This window comes from Corynebacterium sp. HMSC064E10, assembly GCF_001812505.1.
Taxonomy (GTDB): Bacteria; Actinomycetota; Actinomycetes; order Mycobacteriales; family Mycobacteriaceae; genus Corynebacterium; species Corynebacterium amycolatum.
In genome coordinates this window covers 1,224,060-1,241,766 of sequence record NZ_KV809173.1, presented here as the reverse complement: position 1 = coordinate 1,241,766, position 17,707 = coordinate 1,224,060, and the positions used below count along the sequence as shown (strand labels likewise).

At 58.3% G+C, this 17,707-nt stretch carries 10 protein-coding genes; 7 read left to right on the top strand and 3 right to left on the bottom strand.

Going from position 1 to position 17,707, the window contains the following annotated elements; genetic code table 11:
- The first annotated feature begins 88 nt into the window (after positions 1-88).
- Positions 89-1,129 (top strand): hypothetical protein, encoded by a 1,041-nt coding sequence (locus tag HMPREF2860_RS07285; RefSeq protein WP_070559702.1) that lies wholly within the window; start codon positions 89-91, stop codon positions 1,127-1,129.
- A 118-nt stretch (positions 1,130-1,247) separates the two neighbouring features.
- On the opposite strand, the gene leuA is transcribed toward HMPREF2860_RS07285, so the two are convergent.
- A complete protein-coding gene (gene leuA, locus HMPREF2860_RS07280) occupies positions 1,248-3,065 on the bottom strand; it encodes a 2-isopropylmalate synthase (protein ID WP_049181438.1) in 1,818 nt (605 codons plus the stop codon).
- Positions 3,066-3,467: 402 nt separating this feature from the next.
- On the opposite strand from leuA, the gene HMPREF2860_RS07275 reads away from it, so the two are divergent.
- Together HMPREF2860_RS07275 and HMPREF2860_RS07270 are read left to right on the top strand one after the other, a co-directional pair.
- Positions 3,468-6,101: a YhgE/Pip domain-containing protein gene (locus HMPREF2860_RS07275; RefSeq protein ID WP_070628711.1), complete on the top strand. Its 2,634-nt coding sequence runs from the start codon at positions 3,468-3,470 to the stop codon at positions 6,099-6,101.
- Entirely contained in the window at positions 6,101-8,416 is a 2,316-nt protein-coding gene (locus HMPREF2860_RS07270) for a YhgE/Pip domain-containing protein (RefSeq protein ID WP_070628710.1), read from the top strand. The genes HMPREF2860_RS07275 and HMPREF2860_RS07270 overlap by 1 nt, the downstream gene beginning before the upstream one ends.
- Positions 8,417-8,422: 6 nt before the next feature.
- Here the strand turns inward: HMPREF2860_RS07270 and HMPREF2860_RS07265 are convergent, their stop codons facing one another.
- Both HMPREF2860_RS07265 and HMPREF2860_RS07260 read right to left on the bottom strand, forming a co-directional pair.
- Entirely contained in the window at positions 8,423-9,436 is a 1,014-nt protein-coding gene (locus tag HMPREF2860_RS07265; protein ID WP_070628709.1) for a class C sortase, read from the bottom strand.
- Between the two features lie 158 nt (positions 9,437-9,594).
- The gene (locus HMPREF2860_RS07260) at positions 9,595-10,698 is read right to left on the bottom strand and encodes a DMT family transporter (protein WP_239392959.1); all 1,104 of its coding nucleotides are present in this window, start codon (positions 10,696-10,698) and stop codon (positions 9,595-9,597) included.
- Between the two features lie 557 nt (positions 10,699-11,255).
- Here HMPREF2860_RS07260 and HMPREF2860_RS07255 point away from each other — a divergent pair.
- From HMPREF2860_RS07255 to HMPREF2860_RS11365, 4 genes are all read left to right on the top strand, one after another.
- The gene (locus tag HMPREF2860_RS07255) at positions 11,256-12,521 is read left to right on the top strand and encodes an aspartate kinase (RefSeq protein WP_038627371.1); all 1,266 of its coding nucleotides are present in this window, start codon (positions 11,256-11,258) and stop codon (positions 12,519-12,521) included.
- Between the two features lie 9 nt (positions 12,522-12,530).
- The gene (locus HMPREF2860_RS07250; RefSeq protein ID WP_038627372.1) at positions 12,531-13,571 is read left to right on the top strand and encodes an aspartate-semialdehyde dehydrogenase; all 1,041 of its coding nucleotides are present in this window, start codon (positions 12,531-12,533) and stop codon (positions 13,569-13,571) included.
- A 347-nt stretch (positions 13,572-13,918) separates the two neighbouring features.
- Entirely contained in the window at positions 13,919-14,566 is a 648-nt protein-coding gene (locus tag HMPREF2860_RS07245) for a hypothetical protein (RefSeq protein WP_038627374.1), read from the top strand.
- A 975-nt stretch (positions 14,567-15,541) separates the two neighbouring features.
- The coding region (locus tag HMPREF2860_RS11365) for a VaFE repeat-containing surface-anchored protein (RefSeq protein ID WP_168164997.1) at positions 15,542-17,707 on the top strand (2,166 nt) is incomplete at its 3' end.

Here is a 17,707-nt window from a genome sequence, read left to right as displayed (position 1 = left end):
GAGCCACAAAACAGCGCCACAAAAATAGGGACGAAATAACTACCCCGGGGCAACAGCCACAGGACAACAACCACGGGGCGGGGGAGAAATGGTCAACAAGAAACGCAAGCAACTGGTGGCGGACCAGTTTGGAATCATTAGGCCGGATGACCAGCCGGGGAATGGATACCGCGAGGTCGCAAGGCAAGCGCGAGCTGGTTATCTGGAGCGGCTTTGCCGAGGTCACTATGTAGTCGCGCACGCCTGGGAGGGGCTCCACCGCGAGAAACGCCTGGCTATTACTGCTTTGGCGGTGGTCTCCGAGACGTCGTCAGGCGTCATTTCGGGAGCTGCAGCGCTGGCCTTGCACGGTTCGTGGGTGCTGGTGCGCGATGCGAAGATTGTGGTCGTGGGCGGGAGTCAGGAGTTCCACGGCATCGACTATTGCATGCGCTTGCGCTCGGAGATCCATCTGGATCACACGCAGGGGCTCGCGGACCGGCGGGTCGCGGTGCTCGCGCGTGCGGCCTTCGATGAGTGTCGCGTCCGGTTCAGGCAGAAGGGGCCGGAGTCCGTGTCGTGGCGGGCGGCGGTGTTGGCTGTCGAAGGGGCGCTGCGGCATGGCGCCACGCGCGATCAGCTTGAGGAGCTCCCGGTGCATTATCCCAGCGTGCGGGGCCAAGAGCTGTTTCACCGTGCGCTCGCGGTCTGTCATGGTCGTTGCGAAACGCCCGGTGAGGCGCTGACTAAAGCCGCTCTTCTCGAACTCGGCCTGAAATTCCACGAGCAAGCCGAAATCTGGACTTGCGGCACCAGCCACGATCCGCCGCACTTTCTCGCCCGCGTGGATTTTTATATCCCTGACCTGCTGCTTGTCGTGGAGTTCGATGGCCACATCAAGTATTCGGCGAGCGAGGTCGCGCCGACGCCCGAGGCTCAGTCCGAGCTGCTCACGCGGGAGACTTACCGCGAGCGTTCGCTGCGCGCGACGGGGCTGGATGTCGCGCGGGTGGTGTGGAAAGAGGTGGAATTGCACGCAGTTCGCTTATCGACGCTCCGTTCAATCCTCATCGAGCGCGAACGCGTGGTAGCCGCAGGTGGGGTGACTTTTCGTGCGGATGTGCGCAATGCCGGCCCGTTGATTGGGTAGCGGGGCCGAGGGGCCGCTGGATAGTTTGCCCCAAAAAGAAACTGACTAGGTTTATGACACTTTGAGCACAAATTTTGCCACGAAAGTGTCATAAACCTAGTCAGTAACTATGTGGAGTTTAAGCCAGTGCGCGGTTGACCGCGCTGGTGACTGCCTTCAGCGATGCGTAGGTGATGGAACCAGCGATGCCGGAGCCCCAGACCTTGGTGCCGTTGACATCTGCGAGGACGTAGGCCGCAGCCTCGGCATCGTCACCTGCGGTGCGAGCGTGCTGGACATACTCCTGAACGTCGACGTTGATGCCGAGCTTCTCCAGGGCGTTGGCGTAAGCGGCCAGCGGGCCGTTGCCGACCCCCTCGACGGTCTGCTCTTTACCCTCGTAGACGATGTGAGCCTTGATCTTGGTGGCATCCGACTCGTTCTGAGGGGCATCGACAGTCAGGGCGATCTGCTCGAGCGGAGCCTCGCGGTCCAGGTACTCACCTGCGAAGATGTCCCAAATCGCCTTGGAGTTGACCTCGCCGCCCTCGGCGTCGGTGACTGCCTGCACGACGGAGGAGAACTCAACCTGCATGGAGCGCGGCAGGTTCATGCCGTGGTCCGTCTTCATGATGTAGGCCACGCCGCCCTTACCGGACTGGGAGTTCACGCGAATAACGGCCTCGTAAGAACGACCAACGTCCTTCGGGTCGATGGGCAGGTAGGGAACCTCCCAGGTCACCGCGCGCAGGTCCTCGTCGGAAAGCTCCTTGACGGCAGCGCCCGGGCGGACCTTGTCTGCCATTGCGTCGAGGCCCTTGTTCACGGCGTCCTGGTGGGAACCGGAGAAAGCGGTGAAGACCAGGTCGCCGCCGTACGGATGGCGTTCCGGAACGCGCAGCTGGTTGCAGTACTCGACGGTGCGGCGGATCAGGTCGATGTCGGAGAAATCAATCTGCGGGTCGACCCCCTGGGTCAGCATGTTCAGGCCCAGGGTGACCAGGCAGACGTTACCGGTGCGCTCGCCGTTGCCGAAGAGGCAGCCCTCGATGCGGTCGGCGCCGGCCATGTAGCCCAGCTCGGCGGTGGCGATGCCGGTACCGCGGTCGTTGTGCGGGTGCAGCGACAGAATGATGGAGTCGCGGCGGTTGAGGTTGCGGTGCATCCACTCGATGGAGTCTGCGTAGACGTTCGGAGTGATCATCTCCACGGTCGACGGCAGGTTGATGATGATTGGGTTCTCCGGTGTCGGGTCGATGACATCAACCACGGCGTCGACAACTTCCTTGGCGTACTCAACCTCGGTGCCGGTGTAGGACTCCGGCGAGTACTCCCAACGCCAGTTGGTGTCCGGGTAGTCCTTCGCGATGGTCTTAATCAGCTCTGCGGCGTCGGTGGCAATCTTCTTGATTGCGTCTTTGTCCTTACGGAACACAACATCGCGCTGCAGGATCGAGGTGGAGTTGTAGAAGTGAACGATGACGTTCTTAGCGCCGGCACATGCCTCGAAGGTGCGGCGAATCAGGTGCTCGCGAGCCTGAACCAGAACCTGGATGGTGACGTCGTCCGGGATCATGTTCTTCTCAATGATCTCGCGCACGAAGTTGTAGTCGGTCTGGGAAGCGGACGGGAATCCGACCTCAATTTCCTTGTAGCCCATCTGGACCAGCAGCTCGAACATGCGGCGCTTGCGCTCCGGGCTCATTGGGTCAATCAGCGCCTGGTTACCATCGCGCAGGTCGACGGCACACCAAACCGGTGCCTTAGTAATGCGCTTGTCCGGCCAGGTGCGGTCCTTCAGCTGGAAGTCCTGAACTTCCTGGTCGTAAGGCAGGTAGCGGTTGGTTGCCATCTGGGAGTTGCGCTGCTTATTCCAAGCAGGCTGTCCTTCCGGAATCTTGCCAGCAGGAGTGGAGATTACAGAAGGAGCGGAAATAAAAGCGTCGGAAGGAGACATGTTGTGGGCCTTTCTAATTCGGACTTTTCTTGTAGGCCGGCACAACTAACCCCGCGACGGGGAGCCGGCCTTAAACCCAAGCCCCGCCGCGGCATAGAAGCAGTAGTCCGCGTTGCATGTGATGTACCTTACCCCGTTGGTTATATGAATTTCATCATTCGGGGGTTTTAGTGGGGGAAATATGCGCGGGTTTCTGTGCCGTAAGAGTTACGTGCCATAAGGGGTGAACGGCGTTGTCGACGGCTCCCAGTCAACCACCCCGCCCAGTCCGCCTGCTCACTCCACCCAGTGCGCCCACTCACCCCGCCCAGCTCAGTCATCCACTCAACTCATCCCGCCCAGCGATAGTTCTAAAACTAGTACCAATGTATTTAGCGGGGTAAAGATGATAGCGTCCTAAAGGTGCAAACTAGCTGGTCTATTCTGAAGCGAGACTTGCGCCGTCTCCGCAATAGCCCAAGAGTGTGGGTGATCATCATCGGCGTGATGATTACCCCTGCCTTGTATTCCTGGTTCAACATCCCGGGCTTCTGGGATCCGTACGAGCACACCGAGAACATCGGCGTGGCAATTGTGAATGAGGACAAGGGCGCGAGTTCCTCGGTTACCGGAAGTCTCAATATCGGTAACCAGGTGGTCAAACAACTAAAAGAAAATCATGAACTGGGCTGGCAGTTCCCCGATGCCGAGAAGGCAGACCGAGATCTAAAGCGCGGCAAGGTCTATGCCGAAATCACCATTCCGCCGAATTTCTCGCAGGAAATGGTCGATCTAATCCAAGGGCAGGGGCATCCAGCAAAACTGACCTACCGCGCTAACCAGAAGATCAACGCAATCTCGCCGCACATCACGGCGCAGGGCGCGTCCGGCATTGATGGTCAGATCTCCGCTTCCTTTAATAAGGAGATCGCGAAGGCGGTCACCGAGCAGGTCAAGGAAGCTGGCGGTCTGCTGCAAGGTCGGTTCGATGCGGCCCGTCTTAATTCCGCTGATGCTTTCCAGGATGTCGCTGATGCGGTTGCCAATAGCCGCGATGAAGTCGGCGCTATCCAGGAGCAGATTGGCGATCTGCAGCCGACGATTGCGCAGATTAAGAAGACTCTTGGCAGCGTAGATACGGCCCTCGACGATGCCCAGGATGCGTTGACGCAGGTGCAGGCGATTACTGGTGAGCTCAACAACGAGGTCCTGAATTTCTCCGCGGATCTCAACGATGCCTACCTGCAGGGCAGTACCGCCCTGGTAGAGGGCACCGGCAATGCCAACGCCGCGATCGGCGCGATGACTGGCAATCTGCAGGGCGCAATTTCCCGTTCGGATTCCGCGACGGCTGCGGCGGAGGACATCGTCAAGCAGGCGGATCAGGTCATTGGTGGGCTGAATTCCCTGTTGGATGCCAGCCCGCTCAACGGCCCGGATAAACAGGCAATCCAGCGCACAATCGATGCGCTCGACGAGAGCAACGCCACCAATAAAGAGCTGGTGGAGGGCCTGAAGAACGTCTCCGGCTCGGCGCAGGGAACTCTCGACTCCCTCAACGCCACCAGCGAGGCATTGGCGCAGGCCACCAAGGACGGCAAGGCCGCCTCGGATCAGATCCGCGAGGCGTCCCAGGACGCGCTCCCGCAGTTGAGCAGGGCGCTTAATCAGCTCAACGCGCGCGTGGGCTCGTACGCGGCGGCGCTCGGCGCGCAAAAGGACACCGTCCGGGAAACGTCCGCGCTTCTCGACGCTACGAGTGGGCAGCTTTCCGCCGCGAATCAGGTCCTCGAGAGTTTCAAGGCTGACCTTGATGGCGTACGCGATGGCCTGGAAACCGCGCGTCTCGATGTTCTTACCCTGGGCACCACCGAAGAGCGCGAAGCTATGGAAATGGTCAATGACCTCGACCCCGAGGGAATTTCGCAGTTCCTGAGCGATCCGGCCGAGATCCAGACTGAGGCCGTGTTCCCGGTGGATCACTACGGCTCGGGTATGGCGGCGCTGTTTACCAACCTGTCGTTGTGGATTGGCGCGTTCATCCTGATTGTGATTTTCCGCGTGGAAGTTGATGCGGAAGGTTTCAAGGAAATCACGGTCGGCCAGGCGTACATGGGCCGTACCTTGCTGCTGGGCATCATCGCTATTTTCCAGGCGCTGATTGTCTCCATCGGTGACATTGTCATTGGTGTGCAGAATGTCAGCGCGGTTGCGTTCGTCCTCACCTGTGTCGTGGTGGAGTTGTGTTATCTCGCCATTATTTACAGTATGGTGGCGGCATTTGGGCACGTGGGACGCGGTATCGCCGTGGTGCTCGCGTTTATTCAAATCCCTGGTGCCGCCGGTCTCTATCCAATTGAGATGACACCGGACTTCTTCCAGGCACTGAATCCGTTCTTGCCGTTGACCTACGGTATTGATGCTCTCCGCGAGACAATTGGTGGTTTCTACTCCAATTACTACCTGAAGAACATGCTCACCCTAATGGTCATGGCAGTGATCGCCTACGTGGTCGGCTACTGGCTGCGCCGCAGCTTGTCCTCGGTCAACGTCTTGGTTAACCACCAGCTTGAAGAGGGCGGTCTGGTCAACAACGAAGAAGTCCATCTGGTCGGTAGTGGGTACAAGCTCAGTGACCTGGTCTTCGCGCTGCGCAACCGCGAGGAGTACCAGACGCGAGTCGATGAGCGGATGGAGAACCTGCGTGGCAGCTACACGCTGTTCATGCGCATTGCCATTGGTGTCGCAGTGGTCGCCCTGGTGATACTGGGTATTCTGGCCCGCAACTACCCGGATCAGAAGGCCCTGTTCTTCGGTCTAGCCTGCCTGTTCGTACTGCTCTGCCTCGCTTACATCGCGGTGCGCGAGTACGTCAAGCAGTCTGTGATTCACGCCCAGGAGCTCAGCGAGCTGTCGGAGGAAGAGCTGCGCGCCTACATGGAGCACCAGACTTCCCATCCGCATGCGTACTCGTTGGAAAATGCTGGCGATACGTTTGAGCCACAGACGAAGGTGTCGTCGGCAAGCGTGAAGACTTCCCCAGAAGGTGAAGCCTAATGAGAAACGTTCTTGAAATTGTGCGGAACGACTTTCGGGTGATCCGCCAGAACACGATGACCGGCATCATGGTTTTCGGTCTGGTGCTGATTCCGCTGCTGTTCACCTGCTTTAACGTGCTGGCCAGCTGGGAGCCGTTTGAGAACACCGAAAAGCTGAAGATTGCGGTCGCCAGTAATGACCGTGGTCATCGCACGGATATCGGTGCGATTGACCTCAACTTGGGCAATGAGGTGCTGTCGAAGCTGAGCCGTAATCACGACATTGACTGGCGGATTACGGATTCCAATGACGCCATCGATGGCACCAAGTCCGGTGACTACTACGCGGCAATCGTGCTTCCGGAGAACTTCAGTACCGAACTGATGACCTTCTACGTCCGCGGTACCAAGGCGCCGAAGCTGACGCTCTATACGAATGAGAAGAAGAACGCGCTGTCGTCGATCATTACGGGCAAGGGCGCGAGTGGCGTTATTCAGGAGATCGATAAGAACTTCACGCAGGTCGTCGCCAGCGTTGGTTTGGGCGCAATCACCTCGCTGGATGAGTACCTGGACACCTCCGACTCCAAGCAGGCGCTGACGCGCGTGCAAAACCGCGTTGATGACACCGCCGCGCGACTGCGTTCTGGCGCGCAGACTGCTCGTTCGCTGTCCACGCTGGTGGAGACCACCGTGCCACTGGTGGAGACTGCGGATTCCATCTTGGAAAACGCTGGTGCGCGGATGGATATTCTGCGCAACGGTTCGGGTGACGGCAACGTCGCCGGCGATCTGGAGGCCGCGGTCGGCAATGTTCGCGGCTCGGTTAGCACGGCGCTCGACGCAACGCAGGCGAGCTATGAAGGCGTGCGCGACCGGGTCAAAGAGCTTGTCGACGGCACCCAGGCCACCAGCGGCGCGACCGCAGATACCTTTGATGCGATGGCGGCCAAGTTCGGCCAGCAGGCCGATGGTCTGACTGCGATGCGCGACCACCTGGAAGACACTGTTGGGGCAGTGGTTCCGGGTATCGCGAAGCCGGGCTATGACCATGCAATCTCCGACTTGAACACCTCGATCGCTCGCACCCGTGGGCTGCAGGAGAGTTTCTCTGCCGTGGCAGCGGATTTGCGTGGTGGTCGGGATACGGGATCGTCGATAAGCCAGGCGAAGGACGCTTTCACGGCTGCGATTGCCGCTGTGGAAAATGCCAAGAACTCCTACGAGCAGAACCTGCGTCCGCAAATCGACGCGCTGTCGGAGCCGGTGTCGCGACTGAGCAATGACATCGAGGTCATTGGCGAGGACATTCGTGGCATCCGCGGTACGCTTTCTGGCTCGCCGGTGGATACGCTGCGTAAGACCAGCGCTGCCACGATGGGCTTGAGCAACCGCTTTGATGATCTGGCCGCTCGTTTCGACGAGATCCACAACGCGCTGGAAGAGGCGAAGGACACCGGTGATCTCTCGCGCATTGCCGCGGCCATCGGTGACGACCCCAGTGCCCTGGCAGCGCAGTTGGCCGCGCCGGTGCAGGTCGAGGAAGACCCCGTCTTCCCAGTCAAGAGCTTCGGTGCGGGCATGGCGCCGTTCTATGCGACGCTCGCACTGTGGATCGGTGCGCTGCTGTCGTCGGTGCTGATTCGCACCACGGTGCGTAGCCGCGGCGCTCAGAAGGTCGGCGATGAGGTCGGTGCTGATGAGGTCGAGGCCGCGGTCGATGAGGCGCAGAGCGATGCAGCCGCTGAGGTCGGCGATGATGCTGACGCCGAGGCCGTCGAGCCCAGCGACCAGCAAATTAACGCTGCCCAGACCGATGACTACACCCGCGTCGAGAAGTACTTCGGCCGGTTCGCCACCTTCGCCACCGTTGGCTTGGTTCAGGCCACGCTGATGGTGTTGGGACTCCAGGTGTACGTGGACGTCGATCCCGCACACCGATTCCTGATGCTGCTGGCCGGCTGGATGATCTCGCTGGTGTTCATGATGATCGTCTTCTCGTTCGTCTTCACCTTCGACAACGCCGGCAAGGCCATCTGCGTGCTGTTGCTGGTGATGCAGGTCTCGGCCGCAGGTGGCGCGTATCCGCTGCCTCTGGTGCCACAGTGGGTCCAGAACATTAGCCCGTGGCTGCCGGGTACCTACGCGATTGACATGTTCCGCAGCTCCATCGCCGGTATCTACGAGGCCGACTACTGGAAGCTGATGTTCATGTTGGCGTTGTTCATCATCCCGTCGCTGATTCTGGCGCTGGGCCTCCAGCGCATCTTTGAAAAGGGAATCAACGACATCAAGAACGCAATCGGGGAGACGAAGGTGATGGCCACCTCGTAAGGGGGCCTAATCCTCCGCCTCGTCGTTCTCGCGCTCGGCCTCCGGTTCGCTCTTGCCGTCGCGCGAGAGTTTCCGCAGCCACCAAATCAGCAGCGCAATAATCACCGCCGCTGCCGCCAGGATGGCCCACATCCACCACTGCCACTGCGAACCGCTGCCGTCGAACACAGACTCCTCGTCAGGATCCATCGGCACCTGGTGCCCCGTCACCAGCAGGCGGTGCGTATTAATGCCGTAAGGCGTGCACGTAATCAGGGTGATCAGGTCTTCTCCGGGGACGCGTCGTAAAGCATCGGTTTCATCCGGCTTTACGACGGCTACGTCGTGGACCTCATACTTCAACTTGTGACCCGCGACTGCGATGTAGAACGCGTCGCCCTTTTTGACCTTGTCGAGGTTGTCCCACAGCGTCGCATTTTGTAGACCCGTATGCGCCGACAGCGACGCGTGACGACCTTCACCCTCGCCCACGCCGCCGACCGGGAAGTCGGTGCCGTAGAGGTGACCGACCCCGCGCGAAAGCGATTTTTCCGAAGTGCCGTGGAAAATGGGCAGGTCAGAGTTGATGGACGGGATGACGATGCGGCCGAGCGCGTCGGTCTCGCCAAGCACGTCGAGGTAGTGACGATAGTGCTGGTACTCCGGGGAAGACTCGTCATCGGAGGTGGTCCAGGCATCGCCCGGATTGACCTCGCCGAGGCTGGCGTTGTACTCGTGGGCCTCGTTCCAGGCGGTGTCCAAGACCTCAGGAGGAGCGGATTTCTCCAACTTGGAGTACTCATCTGCGGCGCGGGCTTGCAGGAAATTGTTCCACTGCGTTGCGACAACCGGGTACAGCAGCACTCCCAAACCACCAATGATTAGCAGTAGGGCGATGATGGTGTTCGAGTTGAGCTTCTTGCCCTTTTGGGGCTTTGCTCGGGTTTTGGATGCGGCGCTGGCGTTAGTATCGTTTGCGCGTTCGGACTTCCGCTTAGAAGTCGGTTTAGATGCCCGCTTGGAATGGGAATGACGCCCCATCGAGTCCTACCTTTGGTGACCTTGTGCATAGCGGCCACGGGATCTTTCTCACCAGGGACAGTTCCCGGGCAGGGGATAGCCAGGCCGACAAATCGCTAACGACTTAATAAGTGCAAATACCAATGTAGGTGATGCGGCCCGGGAGAGTTGAACTCTACTTACTGCGCTGCGGCATCGGTGGAATCTGTGGTGGTGTTTGCGGTGCTTGTGGTGTCGGTGTTTGCGGTGTTTGCATCGGCTTTTGTGGTGCTTGGGGCGCTTGTGGAGGCTGTGGCGGTGGCTTCTGCCGGCCGAGCCGCCAGGGCAATAGTGGCAGAAATCATGGTCGCCAGTGCGATAAACAGCGCCACCCACTGCACACCAACTGCCTGGAAGCGTTCACCAAGAACGATGTATCCCAAGCTGAAGGCAACAATCGGCTCCACGACGGTCATAGCTGGCAGCGAAGCCTGCAACGGTCCCGCGTTAAAAGCCGCCTGCTGCAGGCCGACGCCAATAACTGCCAGTGCCACCAGCAGCCAGAGTTCCCAGGAGAGCAGGAGCTGGACGAGTCCGTCGTTGACATAGGTATCGACCACCGACTTAGACAGCAGCGCGACGAAGCCGTACAGCCAGCCGGTTGCCGTGCCGAGCAGCAGGGCCTTCGGGTTCTGGCGTAGCACTCCGCGCTGTTTCGTGTCTGAGGCGCTACCCGTGCCGGTGTCGGTGCTGGAGCGGTCTGCGATGGCTGGGCTGTCACTCGTGTTGGAGCCGCTACCTGCGTTGGAGCCGCTACCTGTGTTGGTATTGGGCCACTGAACTGCAGCGGCGTACAGTCCGCAGGTGACCACGCCACCGGCGGCAAGAGCCCATCCCCACAGGTAGGTGGGGACATCGGTGGAGCCCGCAGTCGGCTTGCCGAGCAACACCAGCGTCGCCACCGCAAAAGTAAGCGCCACGGACCAAATCATCTCTGACCGCGAAATCCGCCGACCATTGACCTTCGCCGCCAGCGGGAGCGTGAGCATCAGCTTCATGACCAACAACGGCTGCACCAGGAGCAACGTGCCAAATGCCAACGCCGCGACCTGAAATACATACCCGGCAATCGCCAGGCCCGAGCCCAACCACCAGCGCGGCAGTTTCAGGGTCTTCGCCACTCCGCGAAGTGTGCTGGTGCCCTCTTCCAGTGTTCCGGAGAGGTTGTGGCGGATGACGGTTCCCCACGCGATGCTGAGCGCGGACAGCAGTGCCAGTATCGCAGCGAGAAGGTCATTGTTCACGTAGGGAATGCTAGGCATGCAACACTTGTCATGTCCACTTCGCAGGGGTTGGGCGGGGCAGTGTTTGGTGCCCGCAGCGCCGTGGGGAGTCGCTGGCGGATTAGCTGGCCCGGCCAAGATGCTGGCGGATACCGGGAGTTCGGGAGTGACACTGACTGAGCCCGGAGTTCCTGGCACAGTACCGAGAGTTACTGACCTAGTTTATGTCAGTTTTGACAAGTTTCAGGGCCTATTTTTGTCATAAACTCAATCAGTTTCACATTTGCAGCCCGCTGGCAGTCCGCAGCCGCGCCCGATTCACACCCAACCCACAGCCCAAGCACCCCAAACACCCCAGCCGTCACACTCTCAACGCGCAGCCGCGCTCACCCCACGCCCAACCACGACCCCGCGCCCAAACACCCCACAAACCCCGCGCAACCCGCCCCAAAACCCCCACGCAACCCCCACAAGCTACGTTTTGGTAACCCACTATGTATTTACGAATGCAACTCAAGTAAATTGAGTCAATAATAGTTACGTGCATATAGTTGCCTAGTTTTTGGAGGTTGCCGACCATGGCACTGGTTGTGCAGAAGTACGGTGGTTCATCCCTGGAGAGCGCCGAACGCATTCGTCGTGTTGCAGAACGAATTGTGGAAACCAAAAAGCAGGGCAATGACGTCGTGGTTGTCTGCTCGGCAATGGGCGACACCACCGATGAGCTTCTGGACCTCGCTGAGCAGGTCAATCCGGTCCCGCCGGGACGCGAGATGGATATGCTCCTGACAGCCGGTGAGCGTATTTCCAATGCGCTGGTCGCTATGGCGATCGCGAGCTTCGGCGCCTCGGCTCGGTCTTTTACCGGTTCGCAGGCCGGCGTGATCACTACGGAACGCCACGGTAACGCCCGCATTGTCGAGGTCACTCCGGGGCGTGTCCGTGAGGCTCTCGATGAGGGCCATATTTGTCTGGTGGCCGGTTTCCAGGGCGTGAACCGCGAGACTAAGGACGTCACTACGCTGGGTCGTGGTGGCTCGGATACCACTGCGGTCGCTCTCGCGGCAGCTTTGGAGGCAGACGTCTGCGAGATTTACTCCGATGTGGATGGCGTGTACACAGCGGATCCGCGCATTGTGCCGAATGCACAGCGTTTGGACAACATTTCCTTCGAGGAGATGCTGGAGATGGCCGCGGTCGGCGCGAAGATTTTGCAGCTGCGAAGTGTCGAATACGCCCGCGCGTTTAACGTCCCGTTGCGTGTGCGTTCGTCGTATAGCAATGAACTTGGCACCCTTGTTGATGGATCGATGGAGGATATCCCTATGGAAGAAGCAGTGTTGACCGGTGTGGCGCATGACCGCTCCGAGGCGAAGGTGACCGTGCTGGGCATTCCGGATGATCCGGGCCAGGCGGCGAAGATGTTCCGTGCTGTTGCGGATGCGGAGATCAACATCGATATGGTGCTGCAGAACGTCTCTACCATCGCGGATAACCGCACTGACATTACTTTCACCTGCCCGCGCGAGGACGCTCCGAAGGCGATGGCGTTGCTGAAGAAGCTGCAGGCTGACAATGACTGGAATGACGTGCTTTACGACGATCACGTGGGCAAGGTCTCCTTGGTCGGTGCTGGCATGAAGTCCCACCCGGGTGTGACTGCGACGTTCTGTGAGGCGCTCGCTGATGAGGGTGTGAATATCGACCTGATTTCCACTTCTGAGATTCGTATCTCGGTGCTGGTTAATGACCAGGATGTCGATAAGTCTGTGAAGGCTCTGCACGACGCTTTCAATCTCGGTGGCGACACTGAGGCTGTTGTTTACGCTGGTACGGGACGTTAAGGAGTTCTTATGACCACGATTGCTGTTGTTGGTGCCACTGGCCAGGTTGGCCGTGTGATGCGCACTCTGCTGGCGGAGCGTAACTTCCCGGCAGATAAGGTTCGTTTCTTCGCTTCTGCTCGTAGTGCGGGCAAGGAGTTGGAGTTCCGCGGCGAGAAGATTGTTGTCGAGGATGTCGCGGCTACTTCGGATGAGGATCTGAAGGGCATTGATGTCGCGGTGTTCTCCGCTGGCGGTACGCTGTCGAAGGAGCAGGCTCCGCGTTTTGCGGCTGCTGGCGCTGTTGTTGTTGATAACTCGTCGGCGTGGCGTAAGGATCCGGAGGTCCCGCTGGTGGTCTCCGAGGTCAACCCGGATGCTTTGCAGGACATTCCGAAGGGCATTGTCGCGAATCCGAACTGCACCACGATGGCTGCGATGCCGGTTCTCAAGCCGCTTCACGACGAGGCCGGGTTGCAGCGTCTGCGTGTGTCCTCCTATCAGGCGGTCTCGGGTTCGGGCCTTGCTGGTGTGAATACTTTGGCTGGTCAAGTGCGCGAGAACATCGACAATCTGGAGAAGCTGACCACTGATGGTTCGGCTCTGGTTGCGGAGGACTTTGGTCCGTACGTCGCACCGATTGCTTTCAACGCGTTGCCGATGGCCGGCAACTTTGTTGATGACGGTTCGCTGGAGACCGATGAGGAGCAGAAGCTCCGTAATGAGTCCCGCAAGATTTTGTCTATCCCTGAGCTGGCTGTTGCTGGTACTTGTGTGCGTGTTCCGGTTTTCACTGGCCACACGCTGGTAATCCACGCTGAGTTTGAGAATGCTCTGTCGGTGGAGAAGGCAACTGAGTTGCTGGAGTCTGCGCCTGGTGTGAAGGTCGTCGACGTTCCGAATCCGCTCGCTGCCGCCGGTGTAGATGAGTCTCTGGTGGGTCGTATCCGTGTCGATCAGTCGGTTCCGGAGGGGCGTGGCCTGGTGCTGGTTGTCTCTGGCGATAATCTGCGTAAGGGCGCTGCTCTGAATACCATCCAGATTGCGGAGTTGTTGGTCGCTGACCAGTAGTTAACCGCGGTATTTGAGAGCGCAAAAAGTTAAGCCTCGGCACTTAGGTGCCGGGGCTTTTCTGCTGGAAAAGGCGAGCCTGGTCTGGGGTGACCAAAAGGCTAACAATGTGGTGTGTGACATGCACCGTTTGGGCATAAGTGCAGGTTAAAATTTGCCGGTTTTCTGTTTTTAATTTGTTGGCTGAAGTGTATCGAATTTTTATATTGTGACCATTTTTTAACACCGGTACGGTTTTCGTGTGAGCACGGCAGTGGCCGCAAAGGAGAAGGCGAGAAGCCCTTTACCTTCAGCTCTGGGCATCGCGCCACATATCTATCTACACTTCGTTTTTCTAAAGGATCATCATGGATAACCTGTGCAATATCTGCGAACTGATTTCCTCCTTGCCAGCACCGGCTCCGCTGCCGGCTCCTGAGTTCAACGTGAACTTCCCGGAGGGCCCGCTGGTTCAGGTCGACTCTCTGTTCCCGAATTTCCACTCTCTGACTGAGGGCGGCAACCTGGGTCTGCAGAATGTCGGCGGCGATCAGGACAACGCTCTGCAGAATGTCGGCGGCAACCAGGGTCTCCAGAACGCTGGCGGCGACCAGCTGAACGGTGGCGACCAGATTGGTGGCGACAAGCTGGACAAGGGCGACAAGGTCGGCGGCGACCAGGTTAACGACAAGGGCCAGATTGGTGAGCGTCAGTCCGGTTTCCAGACCGGCGGCCAGGACCAGAGCCTGCAGAACGTCGGTGGCGACCAGGGCCTCCAGAACGGTGGTCAGGAGCAGGGTCTGCAGACTGGTGGTAAGAACCAGAACGGTCTCCAGACTGGTGGTCAGGAGCAGGGCCTCCAGACCGGTGGTAAGAACCAGGGCGGCCTCCAGACTGGTGGCCAGGAGCAGGGTGCCCAGACCGGCGGCAACAACCAGGGTGGTCTGCTGGCCGAGGACGGTGCGGGTGACAACCTGCCAGTTGACCTGGACCTGACTGGCGCAAAGGCTATCTAAAACCGTCTAAGGCCGTCTAACTAAAGCCATCTAAGCTGGCTCGATAACTGCCTTGCGCGGTTAGCGCGACTACTGCGGTTTGCGGTTTGTGGTTATTGCGGTTGTTAATACGCAAGCGTACGAGCGCCTTCTCACTCCTTGTGGAGTGGGGAGGCGCTTTTTTGTGTTTATGTTCGGCGACCGAGGGCCAATGCGAGTTACTGACTGCGTTTATGTCAAAAATGGCCCGAAAAATGGCCTGAAAGTGTCATAAACTCGCACAGTTTCACATTTGCAGTCCCCTATTCAGTCGCGTTTTACATAACGTGATCTGTTGGAGTGCCGTGAATCAGACCCACTTTGGTCTATTGACCGCGGATGGAGAGGTTGGGGCGGAGAGGCGATTATTTATGCAGCCGCAATTAGCACATAATTATGTGACTTATTAAATGGCGACCGGAGGGCTTATTGTGAATAGTCTTGAGACGTCATTTTTGCTCTTAGAGATTTATTGGGTCGCATTTTCATTAGGTGGGGGTGAGGTGTTGGCTGTGCCGTAACTCACAATTATGAAAATCGTGACATGAGAGACATTCTAACCCGAATTAATGCGTGGGGAATTATTGAAAAATCTTCATATGTGCAGGTTAATGGTGATTTTATGGGTTGAATGGCTAGGTGTCATGGAGGAAAGTGGAACTTCGGCATGCGTGTAGTATCCAAACGTCTACCCCTGAAAAAATGTGCAAACAACAATTATTGGCATTGAAATAAAAGACAATAGGGGTGCCAATTAAATGACTCAACAAACATAAAATGTATTTGTTATATTCGGGGACGGCCAACGCTATAAATGAGAATTAGAAGGCGATGTCAACTGGGCTACCTGTGATGGGGGCTGGAGACGCTTATGCGTGGTCATTGATTGTTAATTGAAGGCTGGAAAGGTAGCGAAAGGTGTATAACGCACTGAAATCGAAGGAAGGGGGAGGGCTCATGTTCGGTCGTTTTACAAACGAGAAGCGCTGGTTGGCGCTTTTTAGCTTCGTGGCTGTGCTCGCTCTTTTCTTCGCTAAATCTCCAATAATTGCGCATGCGCAGGAGGCAGAAGACACTGGCGAAACCCTGACGATCCAGAAGATTTTGAGTGTTCCTGGAACAGTTAAGGGTGTTGAAGCCAATGGAAATGTCCGTGATTTTGGGCCACTTATTGCGGCCTTTGACGAGGCTGCAACTCCATATGGTAGCCACAAAATGGGTTACTGCATTGAGGCCAGCGTCGGCGGTGATCTTTATGACACCGGTCGTGTGCAGAACTTCAGTCAGTTCTCGCGCAGTACAGATACCAATAACAAGCTGCGGAACGACTTTGACCGATACCGGAAGCTCAACTGGATTGCGCACCACGGTTCGCCAGCTGTTGGTTTGGATGAACTGGGGAAGGCAGCTGGAGTTAAAGGACGTCTGAATGTGCTGGATGCCAATAACGCAACTCAGTTCGCTCTGTGGCACTTCTCCGATGACATTGACTTCTCCAAGGGCATTCACAACCCATCGACGAAGGCTGTCTACGACTACCTCACTGGTCCGGCTAACATCGGTCAGGGCACCGTCGACGGTACGAACCGCACTGGCTACATTTTCAACAATGGTAAGAAACAAGACATCATTGTGATTGACAATGTCACGCCGTCTTCAGGTGAAGTTCCGGCAGAGCCGACGAAGCCGTCTGAACCGGAGAAGCCGTCCGAGCCAGAAAAGCCAACAGAACCGGAGAAGCCAACTACTCCGACCACTCCTGCGGAGACCACGACCCCGTCCGAGTCGACCAAGCCGTCCGAGCCGGAGAAGCCGACCACGCTTAAGCCGTCGATCTCTACTCAGGCTCGTCTGAACGGCAACAAGATTGTTGCGGGCGCTGTGGTTAAGGACATTGTGAGGTTTACTGACCTGGTTCCGGGTAAGAACTACCGTCTGGATGCCACCCTGGTGGACAAGACCAGTGCTGATCGCATTTTGGGTACCGGCAGCGTCGAATTCACTCCAGAGACTTCTTCGGGTGAGCAGGCTGTCATGATTACCGTCTCCGATGATGTGGATGAGCCGGTTTCCGCTGCTGTTGCATTTGAAAAGCTGACCTCGACAGAGGTCACCGCCGATGGCCAGGACAACGCCGATGGTCAGCCGGTAGAAATCGCCTCCCACGAGGACATTAACGACGCAGCTCAGACCGTTCACGGCGAAAAGCCAGAGCAGCCGTCGACCTCCGAAGAGACTCCGACGAGCGAGGAGACAACCGAGGAGACAACGGAGCCGTCGTCCAGCGAGACCGCTACCTCTGAGACCAGCGAATCTGAGGCTCCGACGACGTCGGAAAGCGAAGAGCAGCCGAGCTCTTCGACGACTACTCCTAACGCCTCCGAGTCCACGAAGCCGGCTGCCCCGACGGAGCCGACCGAGCCGACTGACAGCACTGAGTCGCAGACCACGGAGCCGACCGAGCCGACTGAGACCACCGAACCGTCTAAGCCGAGCGAGCCCGCTGATACGCCGCTGGAGCCGGAGCTGCGCACGGTAGCCGAGCTTCAGGGCAACCGCATTGAGGCCAATGCCAAGGTCATCGACACCGTACATTTCGAGGGTCTGGTGCCTGGTAAGAATTACACCCTGTCCGGTGAACTGGTTAACAAGGCTGATGGCTCTGTGATTGGTCATGGCGAGGCGACGTTCAAGCCGACTTCCGCAAGCGGTACGGTGACTGTCACTCTCGAGGTGTCTGACTCTGTTAAGACTCCTGTTGCTGAGGCTGTCGTATTCGAGCACCTGACCTCTGATGAGGTTGACTCGACTGGTAAAGAAAGCGCTGGTCAGGTCAATGAGATCGCTGACCACGCAGATATCAACGACGCAAACCAGACCGTGACTGGCGAGGTTCCGGAGAAGCCGGAAGACACCCCGACTGAGGAAAGCGAAACTCCGTCCGAGGAGACGACCGCACCGGAGACCAGCTCGACTGAGCCGACCACGTCCACCGTTCCGGTAACTCCGAGCGAGGATGAGCCGTCCGAGCAGCCGGAGACGACACAGCCGGAAGAGCCGTCTGAGACGACAACTCCGTCTAAGTCTGAGTCCGAAAAGCCGAGCAAGCCGACTAAGCCTGCC

Excerpts from the sequence above, each read along its gene's own strand:
- HMPREF2860_RS07270 (WP_070628710.1), top strand. The coding sequence starts at position 6,101 with ATGAGAAACGTTCTTGAAATTGTGCGGAACGACTTTCGGGTGATCCGC.
- HMPREF2860_RS07265 (WP_070628709.1), bottom strand. The coding sequence starts at position 9,436 with ATGGGGCGTCATTCCCATTCCAAGCGGGCATCTAAACCGACTTCTAAG.
- leuA (WP_049181438.1), bottom strand. The coding sequence starts at position 3,065 with ATGTCTCCTTCCGACGCTTTTATTTCCGCTCCTTCTGTAATCTCCACT.
- HMPREF2860_RS07250 (WP_038627372.1), top strand. The coding sequence starts at position 12,531 with ATGACCACGATTGCTGTTGTTGGTGCCACTGGCCAGGTTGGCCGTGTG.
- HMPREF2860_RS07285 (WP_070559702.1), top strand. The coding sequence starts at position 89 with ATGGTCAACAAGAAACGCAAGCAACTGGTGGCGGACCAGTTTGGAATC.
- HMPREF2860_RS07245 (WP_038627374.1), top strand. The coding sequence starts at position 13,919 with ATGGATAACCTGTGCAATATCTGCGAACTGATTTCCTCCTTGCCAGCA.
- HMPREF2860_RS07255 (WP_038627371.1), top strand. The coding sequence starts at position 11,256 with ATGGCACTGGTTGTGCAGAAGTACGGTGGTTCATCCCTGGAGAGCGCC.